Origin of the sequence: Actinomadura terrae, assembly GCF_022751215.1 — a bacterium.
Lineage (GTDB): Bacteria > Actinomycetota > Actinomycetes > Streptosporangiales > Streptosporangiaceae > Spirillospora > Spirillospora terrae.
Genome location: NZ_JAICDG010000002.1, coordinates 243,638 through 261,845, shown reverse-complemented (window position 1 = coordinate 261,845; position 18,208 = coordinate 243,638). Strand labels below are relative to the sequence as shown.

General features: G+C 69.3%; 18 protein-coding genes and 1 riboswitch. Of the genes, 9 read left to right on the top strand and 9 right to left on the bottom strand.

The window, feature by feature from the left end; translation table 11 throughout:
- A complete protein-coding gene (locus K2F47_RS11295) occupies positions 1-711 on the top strand; it encodes a class I SAM-dependent methyltransferase (RefSeq protein WP_242902828.1) in 711 nt (236 codons plus the stop codon).
- Between the two features lie 4 nt (positions 712-715).
- On the opposite strand, the gene K2F47_RS11290 is transcribed toward K2F47_RS11295, so the two are convergent.
- Complete coding sequence (locus K2F47_RS11290) at positions 716-1,612, bottom strand: NAD(P)-dependent oxidoreductase (protein ID WP_242902827.1); 897 nt, start codon at positions 1,610-1,612, stop codon at positions 716-718.
- 50 nt (positions 1,613-1,662) lie between these two features.
- Here K2F47_RS11290 and K2F47_RS11285 point away from each other — a divergent pair, with 50 nt between their 5' ends.
- Entirely contained in the window at positions 1,663-2,049 is a 387-nt protein-coding gene (locus K2F47_RS11285) for a MerR family transcriptional regulator (RefSeq protein WP_242902826.1), read from the top strand.
- On the opposite strand, the gene K2F47_RS11280 is transcribed toward K2F47_RS11285, so the two are convergent.
- Together K2F47_RS11280 and K2F47_RS11275 are read right to left on the bottom strand one after the other, a co-directional pair.
- Positions 2,037-2,507 carry an NUDIX hydrolase gene (locus K2F47_RS11280; protein WP_242902825.1) on the bottom strand — a complete coding sequence of 157 codons (471 nt, stop codon included), beginning with the start codon at positions 2,505-2,507 and terminating at the stop codon, positions 2,037-2,039. The two genes, K2F47_RS11285 and K2F47_RS11280, sit on opposite strands and share 13 nt — an antisense overlap.
- A complete protein-coding gene (locus K2F47_RS11275; protein WP_242902824.1) occupies positions 2,494-3,255 on the bottom strand; it encodes a helix-turn-helix domain-containing protein in 762 nt (253 codons plus the stop codon). The genes K2F47_RS11280 and K2F47_RS11275 overlap by 14 nt, the downstream gene beginning before the upstream one ends.
- A gap of 315 nt (positions 3,256-3,570) precedes the next feature.
- Here K2F47_RS11275 and K2F47_RS11270 point away from each other — a divergent pair, with 315 nt between their 5' ends.
- Entirely contained in the window at positions 3,571-3,849 is a 279-nt protein-coding gene (locus K2F47_RS11270) for a hypothetical protein (protein ID WP_242902823.1), read from the top strand.
- Between the two features lie 191 nt (positions 3,850-4,040).
- Here the strand turns inward: K2F47_RS11270 and K2F47_RS11265 are convergent, their stop codons facing one another.
- The 3 genes from K2F47_RS11265 to K2F47_RS11255 are packed head-to-tail and all read right to left on the bottom strand — an operon-like array spanning position 4,041 to position 6,819.
- Positions 4,041-4,811, bottom strand: a complete 771-nt coding sequence (locus tag K2F47_RS11265) for an ABC transporter ATP-binding protein (RefSeq protein WP_242902822.1) — start codon at positions 4,809-4,811, stop codon at positions 4,041-4,043.
- Positions 4,808-5,836, bottom strand: coding sequence for a FecCD family ABC transporter permease (locus K2F47_RS11260; RefSeq protein ID WP_242902821.1), 1,029 nt, complete (start codon positions 5,834-5,836; stop codon positions 4,808-4,810). The genes K2F47_RS11265 and K2F47_RS11260 overlap by 4 nt, the downstream gene beginning before the upstream one ends.
- A complete protein-coding gene (locus tag K2F47_RS11255; protein ID WP_242902820.1) occupies positions 5,833-6,819 on the bottom strand; it encodes an ABC transporter substrate-binding protein in 987 nt (328 codons plus the stop codon). Before K2F47_RS11255 ends, K2F47_RS11260 begins: the two co-directional genes overlap by 4 nt.
- Positions 6,820-6,854: 35 nt before the next feature.
- Positions 6,855-7,052, bottom strand: a riboswitch (cobalamin riboswitch).
- Between the two features lie 83 nt (positions 7,053-7,135).
- Here K2F47_RS11255 and K2F47_RS11250 point away from each other — a divergent pair.
- On the top strand, positions 7,136-7,723 hold the full coding sequence (locus K2F47_RS11250; RefSeq protein WP_242902819.1) for a dihydrofolate reductase family protein: 588 nt from the start codon (positions 7,136-7,138) through the stop codon (positions 7,721-7,723).
- 34 nt (positions 7,724-7,757) lie between these two features.
- On the opposite strand, the gene K2F47_RS11245 is transcribed toward K2F47_RS11250, so the two are convergent.
- A complete protein-coding gene (locus tag K2F47_RS11245) occupies positions 7,758-8,795 on the bottom strand; it encodes an alpha/beta fold hydrolase (protein ID WP_272496876.1) in 1,038 nt (345 codons plus the stop codon).
- A gap of 348 nt (positions 8,796-9,143) precedes the next feature.
- Positions 9,144-9,578 carry an STAS domain-containing protein gene (locus K2F47_RS11240; RefSeq protein ID WP_242902818.1) on the bottom strand — a complete coding sequence of 145 codons (435 nt, stop codon included), beginning with the start codon at positions 9,576-9,578 and terminating at the stop codon, positions 9,144-9,146.
- 313 nt (positions 9,579-9,891) lie between these two features.
- Between K2F47_RS11240 and K2F47_RS11235 the strand changes: the two genes are divergently transcribed.
- From K2F47_RS11235 to K2F47_RS11220, 4 genes are all read left to right on the top strand, one after another.
- Positions 9,892-10,587, top strand: a complete 696-nt coding sequence (locus K2F47_RS11235; protein WP_242902817.1) for a TetR/AcrR family transcriptional regulator — start codon at positions 9,892-9,894, stop codon at positions 10,585-10,587.
- A 110-nt stretch (positions 10,588-10,697) separates the two neighbouring features.
- Positions 10,698-12,047: an NAD(P)/FAD-dependent oxidoreductase gene (locus K2F47_RS11230; RefSeq protein WP_242902816.1), complete on the top strand. Its 1,350-nt coding sequence runs from the start codon at positions 10,698-10,700 to the stop codon at positions 12,045-12,047.
- A gap of 996 nt (positions 12,048-13,043) precedes the next feature.
- Positions 13,044-13,865, top strand: a complete 822-nt coding sequence (locus tag K2F47_RS11225; protein WP_272496875.1) for an alpha/beta hydrolase — start codon at positions 13,044-13,046, stop codon at positions 13,863-13,865.
- A 167-nt stretch (positions 13,866-14,032) separates the two neighbouring features.
- Positions 14,033-14,707 (top strand): TetR/AcrR family transcriptional regulator, encoded by a 675-nt coding sequence (locus tag K2F47_RS11220; RefSeq protein ID WP_242902814.1) that lies wholly within the window; start codon positions 14,033-14,035, stop codon positions 14,705-14,707.
- A 21-nt stretch (positions 14,708-14,728) separates the two neighbouring features.
- Here K2F47_RS11220 and K2F47_RS11215 read toward each other — a convergent pair whose 3' ends face one another.
- Complete coding sequence (locus tag K2F47_RS11215) at positions 14,729-16,258, bottom strand: acyl-CoA carboxylase subunit beta (RefSeq protein ID WP_372490865.1); 1,530 nt, start codon at positions 16,256-16,258, stop codon at positions 14,729-14,731.
- Positions 16,259-16,700: 442 nt separating this feature from the next.
- Here K2F47_RS11215 and K2F47_RS11210 point away from each other — a divergent pair, with 442 nt between their 5' ends.
- A complete protein-coding gene (locus tag K2F47_RS11210; RefSeq protein ID WP_242902812.1) occupies positions 16,701-18,197 on the top strand; it encodes a 4-hydroxyphenylacetate 3-hydroxylase family protein in 1,497 nt (498 codons plus the stop codon).
- Positions 18,198-18,208: the final 11 nt, after the last annotated feature.

The window sequence follows — 18,208 nt, the reverse complement described above, 5'->3', positions numbered from 1 at the left end:
ATGTTCTCGTCCCAGGGCCCGTCGCTGCGCGAACTGGCGGTCCAGTCGCTGTCCTCGGTCGAGCGCGGTTACGACCTGCTCGCCCCGAAGTTCGACCACACCCCCTTTCGCACCCCCGACGCCATCCTCGACGCGACGACCGACGCGCTGCGTCCGTTCGGTCCTTTCGGCCGGGGACTGGACGTGTGCTGCGGCACCGGCGCGGGCATGCGGACGCTCGAACCCCTGTGCCGGGAGCAGATCGCGGGCGTCGACTTCAGCACCGGAATGCTCGCCCGGGCACGCGAGGCGCACCCGGACGCGGAATGGATACGAGCCGACGTCCGCGCCCTTCCCTTCTCCGAGGCATTCGACCTGGCCGTCACCTTCGGCGCCCTCGGACATCTGCTGCCCGCCGAACGTCCCGCGCTCTTCACCGGGGTTCACCGCGCGCTGCGTCCGGGCGGCCTGTTCGCCTTTCCTATCGGCGCCCCGCCGCCCATCACGTCCCCCTGGTATTGGACGCTGCTCGGATTCGACGCGGCCATGCGAATCCGCAACGCGGTATGGCGTCCCCCGTTCGTCATGTACTACCGCACCTGCCCTCTACAGGCGATGCGCGACGACCTGACAGCGGCCGGATTCACCGTGACGACCGTCCCCATGAAGGCCCTGGGCCGCAGAGAAGACGGCAGCCCCCGCTACCGCCTCCTCCTCGCCCGCAAGTCCTGACCCGTCAACCCCGCGCGGGCGTCCGGAACTGCTCGATCAACGCCGCGTACCCGTCACCACCACGCCCCGCCGCCACCGCCCGCGCACCCAGCTCCTGAATGAGTTTCGGCAGCTCGGCATTCACACCAAGGGCCTCGCTCTCACTGACGAGATGCCGCATCGCGGCCACATGAGTGTCGATCGTGGAGTCGTAGGCCGGATAAACACCCTCGTCGACCTGCCGCGCGTAGTCGCCCAACCAGCTCGTCACCGTCTCGACCCCCTTGGTCGCGATCGGCACGAACGCCGACGCGTTCACCCCCGCCGCGCCGAGCAGGGCCGCGCTCTGAAGGAACCCGTTCAGGATGTTCCACATCAGGCTCAGCACGGAGACGTCGTACAACGACGCCAGCCCATGGTCGTCCCCGAGATACGTCACCCCCTCCCCGAGACTGCCCAGCGCCGACTCATGCGCCTCAAAGGCCGCCCGCGGCCCGCTGTACAAGATGAGGGCGTCCTTCCCCACCCCCTCGGGAACGGCCAGAATCGCCCCGTCGAGATAGGTGACGTTCCGCCCAGCCGCCCACTCCGCGGCCTCCCGCGCCTCCCCCGGCGTCCCCGAGGTCAGATTGACCAGGACCCGCCCCCCGAAGACATCACCCAAGGGCTCAAGAAGCCCCCGAGCCGCCTCGTAATCCGTAACACACACCACAACAAGCGAGCCGGCCGCAACGGCGTCCCCCACCGAGTCGGCGAACTTCGCACCCCGCGCCACGAGCTCCTCACCCTTCGCGGCCGTGCGATTCCACACGGTCGTGGGATGCCCGGCGCGCAGAAAGGCGTCGGCCAGCGCCTGCCCCATCAGCCCGAGCCCGAGAACGCTCACGGACGTGTGCTCTTTTCCAGTCATGTTGGAGGTCATGCCAGAATCATCAACGTTCACATCGATATGAAGGTCAAGGGGGAACCTCCATGCGGATCGGGGAGCTGAGCCGGCGCGCCGGAGTCCACACCCACCAGCTGCGCTACTACGAGGCCCAGGGCCTCCTGGAGCCCGACCGCCGCGCCAACGGCTACCGCGAGTACACCGACGACGACGTCCTCACCGTGTACCAGATCAGGAAGCTGCTCGAAGCCGGGCTGTCGACCGAGGAGATCGCCTACATGCTCCCCTGCGTCAGCGGCGTGTTCCTCGAAATCGACCCCTGCTCCGAACTCATGGACGTCCTCAACGCCCGCCTGCACGGCCTGGACGAGCGCATAGAAACCCTCACCCGCTCCCGCCAGGCCCTACACGACTTCATCCAGAACACCGAAAAGCGCACCCCGTCCACCTGCGCCCCCACTCACCCCAAATAGGGCCGCTCCCGCCCCTCCAAAAAATGCCGCAACCGAAGCCGCTGCGTGTGATGCATAGGAAGGTCACCCAACTCCCTGGGCGCCACAAACCGAAGATCCGTAGATTCATCAGAAATTCGCAACGCCCCACCAACAACCCGCGCGGTAAAGCACACATTGAACTGCTGACGCACCTCACCATCACTATAAGCAATGACATGACGGGGATCGGTGTAGGTGCCGACCAGCCCCGTGATCTCCACGTCCAGCCCGGTCTCCTCCCGAACCTCACGAACCGCCGCCCCAGGCAGCGACTCCCCGAAATCCATTCCGCCCCCGGGCAGCGCATACAACCCGCTGTCCGCCCGCCGCTGCAACAAAACCCTGCCGCCCTCGTCCGTAACCACAGCCGAGGCCGCAACCACAATACTGTTAACCTCCGGCGCTCCCGGATCATCAAAATACTCAGTACGCACCATCCCGATCACCTCTTCCCACCCGCCGCGCAGTCGCCCAAACGGCATCAAAACTCGCAGCATACTTGTCGAAGAGCCCACCGTCCCCAGCACGCCGCAAGTGCCAAACGGGCGCGTCGTAGGCGTTCATGCCCCATACGTGGGCGTTCACGAACATCTGCCCGTCAGCACGGTAGAGGCTGTTGTAGAGCGTTGTGCCATGCGTCCGGACGTCGATTCCGGAGGCACCCACCAGCGGCCGGTAATGCATCACCGCGAGACGACAGCGCGATTCGATACCGTGCCCGAACCGCTCCTCTTTCCCGCGTTGCTGGACATTGTCGCTTTCAGCGTCTCCCACTGCGATTCGTACGTCACACCCGCCTGCGGCCCGCTCCCGCAGGAGGTCGTTCAGGCGCGGGTACGCCTCATGGAGGAACACCGCCGCATACACCAGGACGTCGATCCGTTCCCGCGCCTGCTGCAGCAGGTCCACGAATGCGGAGATCGGAACCTCCGCGCGCTGGTCGTACAGAGCGGCGAGCTCCGGGCTCACCACCCGCGCCGCCCGCGCTTGCTTAAGTGCAGGCCACAGGGCGAACACATCTTCGTTGAGGATCTCAGCCGCGCGCGTGGCCGTAGGACGGTGAGGTGTGCGGTCACGATTGACCCACCGCTCCACCGATTTAGGATCTACGCCGAGCGTTTCAGCAAGCGTGGCATATGTCCAGCCACCCGCCATCATGGCCGTTCTGAGTCGTTCATTCGGCATGTCCGCTCCCGGACCTGGAGGACGTCGCTAGCGACATTTTGCCCCGTGCAGGACGTCCCCAAGTGTGGTTTGGGTGAGGTTCCGGTGTCCCCCGTGCCCGCGAGACGCTCATGGAAGTCACGGGGTGACGACCCCGGTAGGAGGCGAGCGACTGATGACTGCCGAGGTCAAGGCGAGGCTGGACGCGTTGAGGATCGCAATCTGCGCATACGGACTGACCACGCAGATGACGCGGGGCGGGATACATGTCGAGAATTCGGATGCGCGTGGGTGCTGCATCGTATATCCATGCGCGATAGTGACCATGGAGAAGCGATGACTTCCGAGGATATGGCCCGCGTGACTCGGCGGTGGCGATCACCGGAATACGACGCGGACGGGAAGCACTGGACGGCCCGCCTCCAGGAGCGGCTGACACCCCGCGAGCAGTGCGGTGGACTGGAGTCCGCCGTATACGGGCCGGACGCGTGCGCCCGTGAGACTCACCGGCAGGACCGCCTGTGGGCCGAGTTCCCCCTGTACGCGGGCGACCTGAAGGCGGCCCGGGAGCGGCTGCGCTTCCTCGCGGGCGGTCCGGGCGGGGACGTGACATGACGGCGCTCCTGGTGGCCTCGCTCATCCTCGCGACGGCCCTGGTGACGGGCGTCGGCTTGGCGTTTGCCGGGGCGCGGCGGGGCGGCTATCGGGGGCGGCATCGGGCGCCGTTCTGACTCCGTACCGGGCCGTGTGGTCGCGCTCCTCCCCCCGTTGGCGAGGCCACTGGCCCGGTGCGGCCATCTCTGACGTCAGTCTGGGAGGACGGTTATTTGGGGGGTTGTTGTGCGGGGGTGGGTGGTGATTTCTGCTTTTACTCGGTAGACGTCGGCCAGGAGGTCTGGGGTCAGGACGTTTTTGGGTGGGCCTTCGGCTATCAGGTTTCCTTCGTGGAGGACGCAGAGGCGGTCGCAGAAGGTGGCGGCCAGGTTCAGGTCGTGTAGGGCGATCAGGGCGGTGGCGCCCAGGGTGCGGACGAGGCGCAGGGCGTCCAGTTGGTGGCGTAGGTCCAGGTGGTTGGTGGGCTCGTCCAGGATCAGGGCGCCGGTTCGCTGGGCCAGCGCGCGGGCGATCAGCACGCGTTGTTTCTCGCCGCCGGAGAGGCGGTCGAAGTCGGCCTCGGCGAGGTGTGCGACGTCCAGTTCGGAGAGGGAGTGCAGGGTGATTTCGCGGTCGTACGCGTCGTCGCCCTGGAAGGCGCGTTTGTGGGGGGTGCGGCCCATCGCCACAACGTCGTACACGGTCAGTTCGAAGTCGCCGGGGGTTTCCTGAAGGACGGCGGACAGGCGGCGCGCGAGTTTCTTGCCCGGCATTCGCCAGACGTCCTCGCCGTCCAGGAGTACTCGGCCTGAGGTTGGACGCAGGGCGCGGTAGAAGGTGCGGAGGAACGTGGATTTTCCGGCGCCGTTGGGGCCGACGAGGCCGATCACCTCGCCGGGCGCCGCGTCCAGGGAGATCGCGTTGACCAGGGTTCGGCCGTCGAGGACGACCGTTACCTTCTCGGCTTGCAGTGCTGTCGTCATCGGGCCGCCTTGCGGCGCATCAGCCACAGGAAGAAGGGGCCTCCGACCAGGGCGGTGAGGACGCCGACGGGGATCTCCTCGGGGGTGACGAGGGTGCGCGCGGCCAGGTCGGCGAGGATCAGGAACGCCGCGCCGAGCAGGGCGACGGCCGGGAGGGCGCGGCGGTGGTCGGCGCCCACGAGGAGGCGGACCACGTGCGGCAGCATCAGGCCGACGAACCCGATCGAGCCGCTGACCGCGACCACCGCGCCGATCATCAGCGCCACCAGCACGAACAGGGACACGCGGAACCGGTGCACGTCCAGGCCCAGCGACGCGGCGGCCTCCTCCCCGGCCAGCAGCAGGTTCAGGTGGCGGGACACGCCGAGCAGGATCGCGGTTCCGGCGAGCACGATCGCGGCCGGGATCCACACGACCGTCCAGGTCGTCCCGGCGAGGCCGCCCAGCATCCACCGCAGCGCCGACTCGGCCGCGCGCGGGTCGTCCGAGCTGATCACGAGGTAGCTCGCGACCGCCGACAGCACCTCGGCCGTGGCGACCCCGGCGAGGACGAGGCGGACCGTGGTCATCCGGCCGCCCGAGCGGGCCAGGAAGTAGACCGCGACCAGCGCGGCGAGCGCGCCGCAGAAGGCGGCGAGGGGCAGCGAGAACGTTCCGAACCAGGCCATGTGGAACACCACGACCGTCACCGCGCCGACCGTCGCGCCCGAGGAGACGCCGAGCAGCATCGGGTCGGCGAGCGGGTTGCGCACGAGGGCCTGGAGCGCCATCCCGCACACCGACAGGCCCGCGCCGACCACGCCGCAGAGCAGGACGCGGGGCAGCCGCACGTCGATCACGATCGTCTCGCGGACCGGCGACCAGGTCGGGTCGGCCAGCGCCGGGTGCAGCCGGTGCAGGAGGATGCCCCAGACCTGGTCCGAGGGGATGTGGATCGATCCGGCCGTGATTCCTGCCGTCGCCGTTATCAGGACGAGCGCGCTGAGGGACGTGAGGACCAGTGCGTATCGCCGGACGCCGGTCACGCGAAGCGGTCCGGGTGCAGCTGGCGGGCGAGCGCGTCCACCGCCCCGGCCGCCCGGACGCCGGTCACCGTGGACGACAGCGGCAGCACCGCGAACCGGCGGTTCCTGATCGCGGGGACGTCCTTCAGTGCCGGGCTGGCCAGCAGGAACCGCTTCTTCTGGTCGGCGGTCTGGTCGCCGTAGTCATAGATCAGGACGACGTCGGGCGCCCGCTCGGCGAACTGCTCGAACGAGACGTCGCCGTAGGCCTTCCGCACGTCGGCGAACACGTTGGTGCCGCCCGCCATGCGGATGATCTCGTTGCCGATCCCCGCGCCTCCGGCGGTGAGGACCGTTCTCTCGCCGCTGTCATAGACGGCGACCTTGGCGGGGGTTGTGCCGGCTACCTTGCTCTTGACCTGGTTCAGGACGGCGCGCAGCGCCGCGATCCGTTGCTCGGCCCGGTCGGGGACGCCGAAGATCTTGGCGATCGTCCGGATCTCCTCCTCGACGGTCGCCATCGTGACCGGGCCCTTGGGGCATTCCTCGATGTTGAGGTGGGTGTCGATCCCGGCCTTGCGCAGGGCCGGTCGTCCGCGGCCCTCCTTCTCGTCGAACGTGCTGACCCAGCCGCCGTAGACGAAGTCGGGCTCGGCCGCCAGCAGCGCCTCGAAGGACGGGTACTCCTTGGACAGCACCTTCACCCGGTCGTAGGCGGCCTGGAACTCCGGCAGGACGCGGTCGTCGAGGAAGCCCGTCCCGACCATGGACCGTTCGAGGCCGAGCGCCAGCATCACCTCGGTCGCGTGCTGGTTCAGCGACACCGCGCGCCGGGGCGGACGCTCGTAGGTGGTCGTGACCCCGCAGTTGGTCACCGTCACCGGGAACCCGGGCGCCGCACTGCTCTCCTCCGCGGCGTCCTCAGCGGCGGAACCGCATCCGCCCACAAGGAAGACCGCGACGAGCAGCAGCGCCGCGTGTCGTATCCGGCGTGCCCATGGCATCCCGCGCTCCTCTCTGGGGAGATCCGCCCCAGGTCAGTTGAGGAGGCGACCGCGTGAGTCTCCTGGCTCTCGGGTCAACGCTCGTCCCGGCCTTCCCGGCCGCTCGCGCGGTGGTGGCCTCGTCGTGGGATCCGCTCGCCGATCACAGTGGCGGGACCGCGCCGGATTCACACCGGCTTCCTCGTTCCGCCGTCGCCTACCCGCTTATGGTGACACACCTCGCTCCTGCCACAAAGTCGCAATAAGTCCGAAACGCCTGGTCGTCGTTCTGTCACAGGCGGGGCGTAGCTTGCTCGCACAGGGCTGGGAGGCGGGCATGGACGATACGGAACCGCAGACGGCGGCGGGCAAGGTCCTCTGGCATTTCTCAATGTCGCTGGACGGATTCGTGGCGGGGCGGAACCACACGATGGACTGGATGACCGGGACGCCGTCGCGGCCGGGCCTGGTGCGGGAGTACGTCGAGACGACGGGCGCGGTGCTCGGCGGACGCGACGGCTGGGACGCCATAGTGGACGACCAGCGCCCTTACGGCGGCGAGTGGGACGGGCCGATCTTCGTCCTCACCCATCATCCGGAGGACGCGCGTCCCGCCGAAGGGGTCACGTTCCTGAACTGCGATGTCGCCGAGGCGGTGCGGATCGGGCTGGACGCGGCGGGCGGCAAGAACCTGGAGGTGTTCTCGCCGACGATCGGCCGCCAACTGCTCGAACGGGGGCTGATCGACGAGATCGACCTGCACATCGTGCCGGTGCTGCTCGGCGACGGGATCCGGCTTTACGACAGCCCGGGCGGCGAGCCGATCCGGCTCGACCGGATCGGCGCGGGCGATCCCTCGCTGATCGTCAACGTGCGGTACCGGCCCGCCGCGACGAACGTCCAGGCGGGAGGCCATATGGAGTGACCTGCCGCCTGGACGGGACGTGCGGGACCGACCGTCAGCGGGCGCAGCCGGCCAGTTCGGGGGTGGTGGGCTTGGTGTCGGCGCTACCGAAGAACAGCGCCGAGCACTGCTCAAGGAAGGCCGGGTTCTCCTCGGGGATCCAGTGGCCGCTGTCGGGGGCCACGACCGTGCGGACGTCGGTGGCGACCGCGCCGAAGGACTGCCCGACGGCGGGGCCGAACACGTCCGCCGCGCCCATGGCGAGGACCGGGATCGTCAGCTTCTGCTCCGCCAGCCTCTTGTTGTCGGCGGCGTTGGTCGGGTAGGCGCGGTAGTAGTCGAAGCCCGCGCTGCGGTGGTCGGCGTCGGAGTAGGCGTCGAAGTAGGCCGACTGGGCGATCTTGTCGGGGTGCTTGGCGGCGGCGAACAGCCAGCCCAGGTAGGTCTTGACGTGCGCCCGGTCGTTGATGAGCTGCTCGGGGACGGGCGCGGCGGTCATGTTGAACTGGAAGTGCCAGCTCAACCCGTACGCCGACTCCAGGCCGAAGCCGTTGAGCGGGGCCTCCAGCACGGCCATGCGCGAGACGCTGCCGGGGAAGTTGCGCGCGTAGGGGTAGGCGACCAGCGCGCCGACGTCATGGCCGAGGATCGCGACGTTGTCGTAGCCGAGCTTGGTCACGCCCTGGTGCACCTTCGCCGCGATCGTGACCAGGTCGTACTTGCGGTCGGTGGGGACGGCGGACTTGCCGAGGCCCGGCAGGTCGAAGGCGATCACCGTGTGGGTCTTGGCGAGTTCGGGCATCACCTCGTGCCACTCGTACCAGGTCTCGGGCCATCCGTGCAGCAGCACAAGGGCGGGCCCCTGACCGCCCTTGACGTAGTGCAGGGACCCTCCGTCGACCGGGACGAACCCGTGTCGGAAACCGCTCAGGCCCTTCAGGTCGCCTTGGCCGGGCCCGGCGGTGGGGGACGCGGTGGCGGCCGTGGTGCCGAAGAGCAGCGCCGCGAGGGCCACGAACGCGCCGACGATGAGGCCCAGCCTTCGGGAGCGTGTCCGCGACCCCGCTCCTTCGAGATTTCGCTTGGTATTCATGCCAGGCTCCCCTCCACATATGAAACACATGCGATCCCCGATCACAGGCGTCACAGACGCCGCCTCGGATATTACGGGGGATGCCAGTGGGAAATGAAGGGCCGCAACGATCTTCGTCGTAAGTTCGATCACTGAGCACGAATGAAGAAATCGCGGTCACCCTCGGTGCCGGAATAGTGACCCAATCCTCGAAGGCCGGGCGAATCGCGTATCAGCCGGAAGCGGTCAATTCCGGCGCTGGTGGTTTCGACGCGGCTGTGGCGACAGCGCGTATTGCCATGATCACGGCATTACCGTCCGCGACGGCACGGCAACCACGGGAAATGGCCGATCAACCCTGCCGGTTTGTCAGGAACCGTACAAGGGGAGAGTGTCGGCCATACCGATCAGCTCCAGCAGTTGCACGAGTTCGGCATTGGGCCGGTACAGCCTTATCTCGTGCCCGAGGCGCCGGGCCGTGAGCTGCATGCGGAGCAGAATTTCGAGCGTCGCCATATCCGGGCGCGCCAGCTCACCGACATCGCACACGACCTCGCGGGGTGCCGCCTCCGCCGCTCGTAGCGCATCACGCAGCCGCTCCGAGGGGTCGTCGCCGAAGGACGACGCGTCCAGCCGGATCACGACGGGGCCGCCGCCGCACTGCTCCGAGGGCGGCTGCCCGGTTCGCTGCGGCCCGGTTCGCTGCGGCCCGGTTCGCTGCGGCCCGGGTCGCTGCGGCCCGGGTCGCTCCTGCTCGGGTCGCTCCTGCTCGGGTCGCTCCTGCTCCGAGCACGGCTGCTCCATGCGCGGCTGCTCCATGCGCGGTCGCTCCCATGGTCGAGGGCCCCGAGGACCGGCCGTTGGCGGTAGCGCTCCAATGCTCACATCCGCCGCCGTGCCCCGTCATCTCATGCCGTGCGCACCCGGCGGGCGGCCGCCCGCACAATCGGAGATTTCGGCCGATCAGCGGGTGATTAGCCTCGGGAAAGTCGTCTGAATACCACCGCCTGAGATGTATACATCTGGCCGGTACGAGTCTGGACGCACCGAGGAGGGACCGTCCCATGCGCGTACGAACGTCCCGGACAGGGGCAGCCCGCAGGCCCCGGGCGGCGTCGTGAGCCCCCGCCGATCCGACCCGCTCATCCGGCCCACGCTGATCGACATCGGGGCCCGGCTGATGTCCGAGGAGGGCCCCCGCGCGCTGTCGACGCGGCGGCTGGCGGCCGAGGCCGGATGCTCCACGATGGCCGTCTACACCCATTTCGGGGGCATGAGCGGGCTCGTCCGCGAAATGGTCCACGAGGGGTTCGCCCGGCTCCAGGTCCATTTCTCCCACGTCCTCGACACGTCCGACCCCGTCGCCGACATGGCCCTGCTCGGCCGCGCCTACCGCTACAACGCCCACCGCAATCCGCACCTCTACAGCATCATGTTCGGGACCTCGACCCACGCCGGCTTCTCGCTCACCGAGGAGGACCGCCAGTACGGCCGCTACACGCTCGCGAAGGTCGTCCACACCGCCCACCGCTGCATCACCGACGGGCGTTTCAGCACCGACGATCCCGAGCTGGTCGCGCACCACATGTGGACGGCCCTGCACGGCCTGGTCACCCTCGAACTCGGCCATTACCTCATTCCTCCCTACGATCCCGACACCTGTTTCGAGACCCAGCTCGTGAACCTCATGACGAGCGCGGGCGACACCCGGCGGGACGCGTCCCGGTCGGTGGCCGCGTCCCTGCTCCGGCTGGCCGCCGAGGTCGAGGACGTCAACGGCGACGCGCCCGCCGAGAGAGCCGCGCGCTCATGAAAGTCCAATGGCGGGGGCGGCCCCGACTCCAGCAATCCAGAAGGTGCCCGGCCGCGCGCGGGCTGCGACGGTGAATTCCAGTGCGAACAGAGACTGAAGGAGATGATCGGGTGGGTGCCAAGATTGGAAACCGCGCGGTACTGCTCGGTGGAAGCATCGCCGCCCTGTTCGCGGCGCGGGCGCTGGCCGAGGGGTACGAGGAGGTCGTCCTGGTCGACCGGGACGAGCTGATCGGGGTCACGGAGGTGCGCCGGGGTGCACCGCAGGGCCGCCACATCAACGGCCTCCTCGCGCGCGGGTCGCGGGCCATGGAGGAGATGTTCCCCGAGATCACGGCGGAGCTGGTCCGGGACGGCTGCCCGCTGACGGACCTCGCGGGCACGGTGCGGTGGTACTTCAACGGGGTGCCGCTGCAACAGACCCGCGCCGGGCTCACCAACGTCGCGGCGCGGCGTCCGCTCATGGAGGCGCATGTCCGCGAGCGGGTGCAGGCGTACGAGAACGTCACGTTCATGGAGAAGCACGACGTGCTCGGGCTGGTGACCAACGACGACAACTCCCGCGTCATCGGCGCGCGCGTCCAGCCGCGCGACACCGAGGGCGAGGAGATCGTGCTGGACGCCGACCTCGTCATCGACGCCACCGGGCGCGGCTCGCGGTCCCCGCTCTGGCTCACCGAGCTCGGCTACGGCCGGGTGCAGGAGGACGGGGCGAAGATCGGCCTCGGCTACGCCAGCCGCCACTACGTGCTGAAGTCCGACCCGTTCGGCAAGGACCACTCGATCATCGTGGTGGCCTCGCCCGACCGGCCCCGTGGCGCGATCTTCACCAAGACCGACCACGGCACCGTCGAGCTGACCGCCTACGGCATCCTCGGTGACCACCCGCCCACCGACCCCGAGGGGTTCACCGCCTTCGTCAAGACGCTGGCGGCCCCGGAGATCTACGAGTCGATCGTGGACGCGAAGGCGATCGACGACCCGGCCCTCTACAAGTTCCCGACCACGCTGCGCCGCCGCTATGAGAAGTTCAACCGGTTCCCCGAGGGCTTCCTCATCATCGGCGACGCGGTCTGCACCCCGAACCCCGTCTTCGCGCAGGCGCAGACGCTGGCGGCCCTGGAGGCGCTGGCGCTGCTCAAGCACATGCGGAACGGGAAGGCGCCGTCCTCGCTGGAGTTCATGCGCGAGGTCGGCCAGATCATCGACCCGGCGTGGGAGATGACCCGGGGCATCGACCTCAGCTTCCCCGGCGTCGAGGGGGAGCGCAGCCGGAAGCTGAAGATCATGCAGGCGTACATGACGCGGGTCATCATCGCCGCCACCCAGGACGCCAGCGTCACCGAGGCGTTCATGCGGGCGGCCGGTCTCGTCGACCAGCCGCAGGCGCTGATGAAGCCCGGTCTGATGATGCGCGTGATGCGCACGTCGAGCCGGGTCCTGGCCGCGGCCAAGCAGTGATCCCGGGTCGGCGGGCCCCGGGTCCGCCGACCTCGTCCTCTGGGGGCGGGCGCCACACGGGCGCCCGCCCCTCGTCGTCCTATGGATGATCAGTCGCCGGGCCGGCCGGCGGGCGCGGCCCACGGCGAGCCCGCGCGGGCCTCCGGCCGCTCACACCGTGCCGCCCGCGGCATCGATTCGGACACCGCACCCATACCCGTCCCCTTACACCCGAAGATCGCCGCACCCGCACGGCTCGGTTATGTGACGACCGAGCGCCCGAAAACTCACCGCGGACGCCCCGCACACCGTTTCAACTGGGGCCGTGCGGAGGGGGCCGCGCCTCGCGCCGGATCACCCGCCGGACGGATACCAGAACCGGTTGACATCTAATTGCGGTTAGCGCACGAGCACTTATAGATCCATTTTTCCGGACGCCGCCCCGCCGATGCCGGTCGGCGAGCGCGCCGTGGCGGTGTTCGGGCTGGTCAGGGCCGCTGTCGTCCGGTGTGGACGGGCTGCCGCGAGAACGGCGAGCCGGGCGTGGCGTCCGAGCCGAGACGGGCGCGAACACGGAGTATGGTGGCCGTGCCGCGCCGGGCTCACCGGACCTGGGCCGGGCCGCGGCGCGGGGCCGTGCCGCGTGCGCGCGTGTGGGAACGCCGAGGCCAGGGCCCCTGCGGTGAGGTTGTCTACAGCGAACACGCGCCAGCGGCCCCATTGGTGAGGGTGTGCACGAGGGCGCCGACACGGTCGCGAGGCCGGGCTTCGGCCTGCCGCAGGGTGGAGGGGCTGTCGGTGAGGACCACGTCGTACCGCCGCGAACCGGAACGGCCCGGCCTCCCGTGGTCGGGAACCGCGCCGGCGAGCGCCCGCCGGGTCCGCCGTGTCCCCCGTGTCCGCCGTTGGGATCGCGGCCATTCACCGCCTGATCTGGCAGAGAGCCATTGTCGCGACAAAACTCGTCCCGTAGTGGTGCGATCATTTTGAACTGACATCGCGAGTGGGTCCGCTCCGATGCGGAAGGGAAGGCCAGATCTCGTGCAGACGTACGTATTGATCCCCGGGACTTGGATGGGTTCCTGGGTTTGGGAGGGTGTCGCCGAGGGCCTGCGCGCCCGCGGCCACTCCGTCCATCCCGTCACGCTGTCGGGACTCGCCCAGTACGGAGAGGACGTCTCCGAAATCGGGATAGACCGGCATGTCGAGGACGTGGAGACCGTCGTCGCCGCGCTCGACGAGGTCATCCTGGTCAGCCACAGCACCTCGGGGCTGGTGGCCGGGGTGGTCGCCGACCGCAGGCCCGACCGGGTCGTCCACTCGGTGTACGTGGAGGCGTTCGTCCCGCGCGACGGCAGGTCGGCCATCGACGCGTTTGGCGAGCCGCTGCGCTCCGCCGAGCTCCGCCTGATCGAGGAGCACGACGGGCGGTGGCCGACGCCCGACATGGAGGCGGTCGCCGACGGCCAGGGGTTGACGCCCGAGCAGGCGAAATGGCTGACCGATCGCTTGCTCGACCACCCGGGGCGCCCGCTCACCGAGCCGATCCGCCTGAGCCGGCCGGTGGCGGAGCGGCCCGCCACCTACGTGGTGTGCGGGCTGGAGCATTTCGACGGACGGCTCCCACCGGACGTGGAGCGGCTGCGGTCATCGCCCGCCTGGCGGTTCCGCACGCTCGATACCGGCATCTGGCCGATGGTGTCCGCACCGGGCGAGCTGGTCGCGCTGCTGGACGAGATCGGCGCCGAGGTGCGCGGTGAGGCCGGCACCGAGGCCGGGGCCGAGGGTCGTACCGCGCCTCTCCGCGAGTCCGAAGATGATCACCCGACCCCGCCATGAACCACCGCGTTCAAGGCTTATAGCCAGGAATATCACCTTTTTCCCTCTAACGTGGCTCATCAGAAATTAGGCCTACCGACGATCAGCGGCTACCATCGGCGCATTCCCCCTTTCGTGATAAGGGAAAGGAAGTGGTGTCTTGAACGGGCACGCGTGGCGGCGCACTCGTGGACGCGACCGTGTCGCCCCGGCGCCCTGATCCCCGACTGACCACCAGGCTCATCGACATCGGCGCCCGACTGCTGGCCGAGGGCGGGCCCGGAGCGCTGTCGACGCGGCGACTGGCGGCCGAGGCCGGATGCTCGACAATGGCCGTCTACACCCATTTCGGCGGCATGGGCGGGCTGGTCCGAGGAATGGTGCACGAGGGGTTCGCGCGTTTGCAGCGCGGCTTTACCGGTATCACCGATTCCGCCGATCCGGTGGCGGACATGGCCTTGATCGGCCGTGTCTACCGGACCAACGCCCGGACGAATCCGTATCTCTACGCGATCATGTTCGGGACGACGACGCTGGCCGGTTTCTCCCTCACCGACCAGGACCGCCAGTACGGCCGGTTCACGTTGGCGCGGGTGGTGGAGACGGCGGCGCGCTGCGTCGCCGCGCGGCGCTTCACGTCCGTCGACGCCGAACTCGTCGCGCACCAGATGTGGAGCGCGATACACGGGCTCGTGGCGTTGGAGCTGGGCGGTTATCTGGTGCCCCCCTATGACGCCGACACCTGTTTCGAGAGCCAGCTCGTCAGCCTCATGGTCGGCCAGGGGGACGCGCCCGAGCGGGCGTCCGGGTCCGTCCAGGCGTCGCGGGAGGCGCTGGAGCGGCTCCGCGACACCGGCGGTTGACGCTCTCCGGGGACGCCCGGCTCAGAGGGGCCCGATCCCGTGCTTGCGCGGCTGCGCGGTGGCCTGCTTGTCGGCGAGCATCGCCAGGCCGCGCGCGACGGCGGCACGGGTGTCGGACGGGTCGATGACGTCGTCCACCAGGCCCCGCTCCGCCGCGTAGTAGGGGTGCATGAGCCGTTCGGTGTAGTCGGCGACCAGCCCCGCGCGGAGCGCCGCCGGGTCCTGCGAGGCCGCGAGCTCGCGGCGGTGGACGAGGTTGACGGCCGCCTCGGCGCCCATCACGGCGATCTCGTTGGTCGGCCACGCGAGCGACAGGTCGGTGCCGATCGACCGGGAGTCCATGACGATGTAGGCGCCGCCGTACGCCTTGCGGATGATCACCTGGACGCGCGGGACCGTCGCCTCGCAGTAGGCGTACAGGAGCTTGGCGCCGTGCCGGATGACGCCGGCGTGCTCCTGGTCGGTGCCGGGCAGGAATCCGGGGACGTCGACGAGCGTCACCAGCGGAATGCCGAAGGAATCACAGAACCGGACGAAGCGGGCGGCCTTCTGCGCGGCCGCCGCGTCCAGCACCCCCGCCAGCACCATCGGCTGGTTGGCGACGATGCCGACGACCTGCCCGTCGATCCGCGCCAGGCAGCAGATCACGTTGGCGGCCCAGCGCTCGTGCACCTCCAGGAAGTCGGCGTCGTCCACCAGCTCGCCGATCACCAGCCGCATGTCGTAGGGCTTGTTCGGCTCGACCGGCACGATGTCCGCCAGCGCGAGCCGCTCGTCGGTGGTCGCGCCGCGCCGCGGCCCGGCGGGCGCGGGATCCAGGTAGTTGGCCGGCAGCATCGAGACCAGGTAGCGGACCTCGTCCAGGCAGCTCTCCTCGTCGTCGTGGACGAACGTCGCCACGCCCGTCCGCTGGCCGTGCACGTCGGCGCCGCCGAGTTCGGCGTGGGTGACGCGCTCGCCGCTGACGGCCTCGATGACGTCGGGCCCGGTCAGGTACATCTGCGCGGTGTCGCGGACCATGAACGTGAAGTCGGTGAGGGCGGGCGAGTAGGCCGCGCCGCCCGCGCACGGGCCGAGGATCACGCTGATCTGCGGGATCACACCGGACGCGCGGACGTTGCGGCGGAAGATCCCGCCGTACCCGTCGAGCGCCATCACCCCCTCCTGGATGCGGGCGCCGCCGCTGTCGTTGAGCCCGATCAGCGGCGCGCCGTTCGCGAGCGCGAGGTCCATCAGCTTCTGGATCTTCGCGGCGTGCGCCTCGCCGAGCGAGCCGCCGATGACGGTGAAGTCCTGGGCGTAGACGAACACCCTGCGGCCGTCGATCGTCCCCGAGCCGGTGATGACGCCGTCGGTGTGGGGGCGCGCGCCGTCCTCGCCCCGGGCGCGGCGGAGCGCGTCGAGTTCGATGAACGAGCCCTCGTCGAGCAGGAGGTCGAGCCGCTCCCGCGCCGTCCGCTTGCCGAGCGCGTGCTGCCGCGCGACCGCGGGCGCCTTGCCCGCCCTGACGCGGTCCGCGAGCTCGCGCCGCCGCTCCCGCAGTTCCCGCATCGTGGCCGGTCCGGCCGGGATGGAGAGGCTCGGCGGGACGATGGCGGGCGCGACGGCGTGGCCGTTCACCGGCCGCGGGGCGGGTACGGGGACGAAATCGATCTCCGATGTGCTCAAGGACTCATCTCCCCCGTGCGTGACCACAATTAATTCTGCTGACAGCGTGCCGTAATGGCGTTCTCCCGGCTTCTCTTTACGTGCGCCCGTCGATCATTTATTGATAACACCATTTTATAACGCATTTCCATAACACCGCCCAATTAAAGGGCCGGGGCGGCGGGACGCGGCGGCGGCGCTCGGTCGGTCGCGGGTGGGTGAGCGCACGTCGCGAGATGTGGCCGCGCGGCCGCGCGGGGGATGCTGGCGACGCCCGGCGCGCGTCCCGGCCGACCGGGCGCTGCCCCGGCCACCGCGATCGACGAGTGAAGGAGGGCGGCTGGCGATGCCCGAGACAAGGCCGTACACCGGTGCGGAGTACGTCGAGAGTCTCCGCGACGACCGCGAGGTTTTCCTGGACGGTGAGCGCGTCAAGGACGTCACCGCCCATCCGGCGTTCCGCAACCCGATCGCGATGACGGCGCGGCTCTACGATTCGCTGCACGACGAGAAGACCCGGCCGGTGCTCACCGTTCCGCTGGACGGCGGCGGCGAGGGCTACACCCACCGGTTCTTCACCGCGCCGCGCAGTTCCGAGGACCTGGTCGCCGACCAGGCCGCGATCGCGCTCTGGGCGCGGATGAGCTATGGCTGGATGGGGCGCGGCCCCGACTACAAGGGGTCCTTTCTCGGCACGCTGGGCGCCAATGCCGAATTCTATGGCGAGTATGCGGACAATGCCCGCCACTGGTACCGGCGGGCGCAGGAGAGCGTACTGTACTGGAACCACGCGATCGTGCATCCGCCGGTCGACCGGAGCAGGCCGCCGGACGAGGTCGCCGACGTGTTCGTGCACGTCGAGCGGGAGACCGACGCGGGCCTGGTGGTCAGCGGCGCCAAGGTCGTGGCCACCGGCTCGGCCCTCACCCACCACACTTTCGTGGCGCATTACGGCGTCCCGGTCAGGCGCAAGGAATTCGCGCTCGTGGCGACCGTGCCGACCGGCGCGCCCGGGGTGAAGCTGATCTGCCGCCCCTCCTACACGGCGGCCGCGGCGGCGCGCAGCCCGTTCGACTACCCGCTCTCGGCGCGCATGGACGAGAACGACTCGATCCTCGTCCTCGACAAGGTGCTCATTCCCTGGGAGAACGTGTTCGTCTACGGCGACCTGGGCAAGGCGCAGACGTTCACGAGCCAGTCGGGATTCGTGGAGCGCTTCACCTTCCACGGGACCACGCGGCTGGCGGTGAAGCTGGAATTCATCGCCGGGCTGCTCGCCAAGGCACTGGACCTGACCGGCGTCGCCGACTTCCGTGGCGTGCAGACCCGGCTCGGGGAAGTGCTCGCCTGGCGGAACCTGTTCTGGGGCCTGTCGGACGCGGCGGCGCGCAATCCCGTCCCGTGGAAGAACGGGGCCGTGCTCCCCAATCCCGACTACGGGATGGCCTACCGCTGGTTCATGCAGATCGGCTATCCCCGCATCCGGGAGATCGTGCTCCAGGACGTGGCGAGCGGCCTGATCTATGTCAACTCCAGCGCCGCGGACTTCCGCGATCCCCGCGTCCGCCCGTATCTCGACAAGTACCTGCGCGGCTCCGGCGGCGCGGACTCGGTGGAGCGCGTCAAGCTCATGAAGCTGCTGTGGGACGCGGTCGGCACCGAGTTCGGCGGGCGGCACGAGCTCTACGAGCGCAATTACGCGGGCAACCACGAGAACACCCGGCTCGAACTGCTCGGCGCCCACACGCTCGGCGGTCAGCTCGCGTCCTACAAGGACCTCGTCGACCAGTGCATGGCCGAATACGACCTCGACGGCTGGACGGTGCCCGACCTGGATTCCTGACGTCCGGGCGA

What these genes read in the sequence shown, in the direction of transcription:
- K2F47_RS11280 (WP_242902825.1), bottom strand. Translation starts at nt 2,507, where the DNA reads ATGGTGCGTACTGAGTATTTTGATGATCCGGGAGCGCCGGAGGTTAAC.
- K2F47_RS11240 (WP_242902818.1), bottom strand. Translation starts at nt 9,578, where the DNA reads ATGGAGCAGCCGTGCTCGGAGCAGGAGCGACCCGAGCAGGAGCGACCC.
- K2F47_RS11210 (WP_242902812.1), top strand. Translation starts at nt 16,701, where the DNA reads ATGCCCGAGACAAGGCCGTACACCGGTGCGGAGTACGTCGAGAGTCTC.
- K2F47_RS11270 (WP_242902823.1), top strand. Translation starts at nt 3,571, where the DNA reads ATGACTTCCGAGGATATGGCCCGCGTGACTCGGCGGTGGCGATCACCG.
- K2F47_RS11225 (WP_272496875.1), top strand. Translation starts at nt 13,044, where the DNA reads ATGCGGAAGGGAAGGCCAGATCTCGTGCAGACGTACGTATTGATCCCC.
- K2F47_RS11245 (WP_272496876.1), bottom strand. Translation starts at nt 8,795, where the DNA reads ATGAATACCAAGCGAAATCTCGAAGGAGCGGGGTCGCGGACACGCTCC.
- K2F47_RS11265 (WP_242902822.1), bottom strand. Translation starts at nt 4,811, where the DNA reads ATGACGACAGCACTGCAAGCCGAGAAGGTAACGGTCGTCCTCGACGGC.
- K2F47_RS11255 (WP_242902820.1), bottom strand. Translation starts at nt 6,819, where the DNA reads ATGCCATGGGCACGCCGGATACGACACGCGGCGCTGCTGCTCGTCGCG.
- K2F47_RS11285 (WP_242902826.1), top strand. Translation starts at nt 1,663, where the DNA reads ATGCGGATCGGGGAGCTGAGCCGGCGCGCCGGAGTCCACACCCACCAG.
- K2F47_RS11275 (WP_242902824.1), bottom strand. Translation starts at nt 3,255, where the DNA reads ATGCCGAATGAACGACTCAGAACGGCCATGATGGCGGGTGGCTGGACA.
- K2F47_RS11295 (WP_242902828.1), top strand. Translation starts at nt 1, where the DNA reads ATGTTCTCGTCCCAGGGCCCGTCGCTGCGCGAACTGGCGGTCCAGTCG.
- K2F47_RS11290 (WP_242902827.1), bottom strand. Translation starts at nt 1,612, where the DNA reads ATGACCTCCAACATGACTGGAAAAGAGCACACGTCCGTGAGCGTTCTC.
- K2F47_RS11250 (WP_242902819.1), top strand. Translation starts at nt 7,136, where the DNA reads ATGGACGATACGGAACCGCAGACGGCGGCGGGCAAGGTCCTCTGGCAT.
- K2F47_RS11215 (WP_372490865.1), bottom strand. Translation starts at nt 16,258, where the DNA reads ATGCGGGAACTGCGGGAGCGGCGGCGCGAGCTCGCGGACCGCGTCAGG.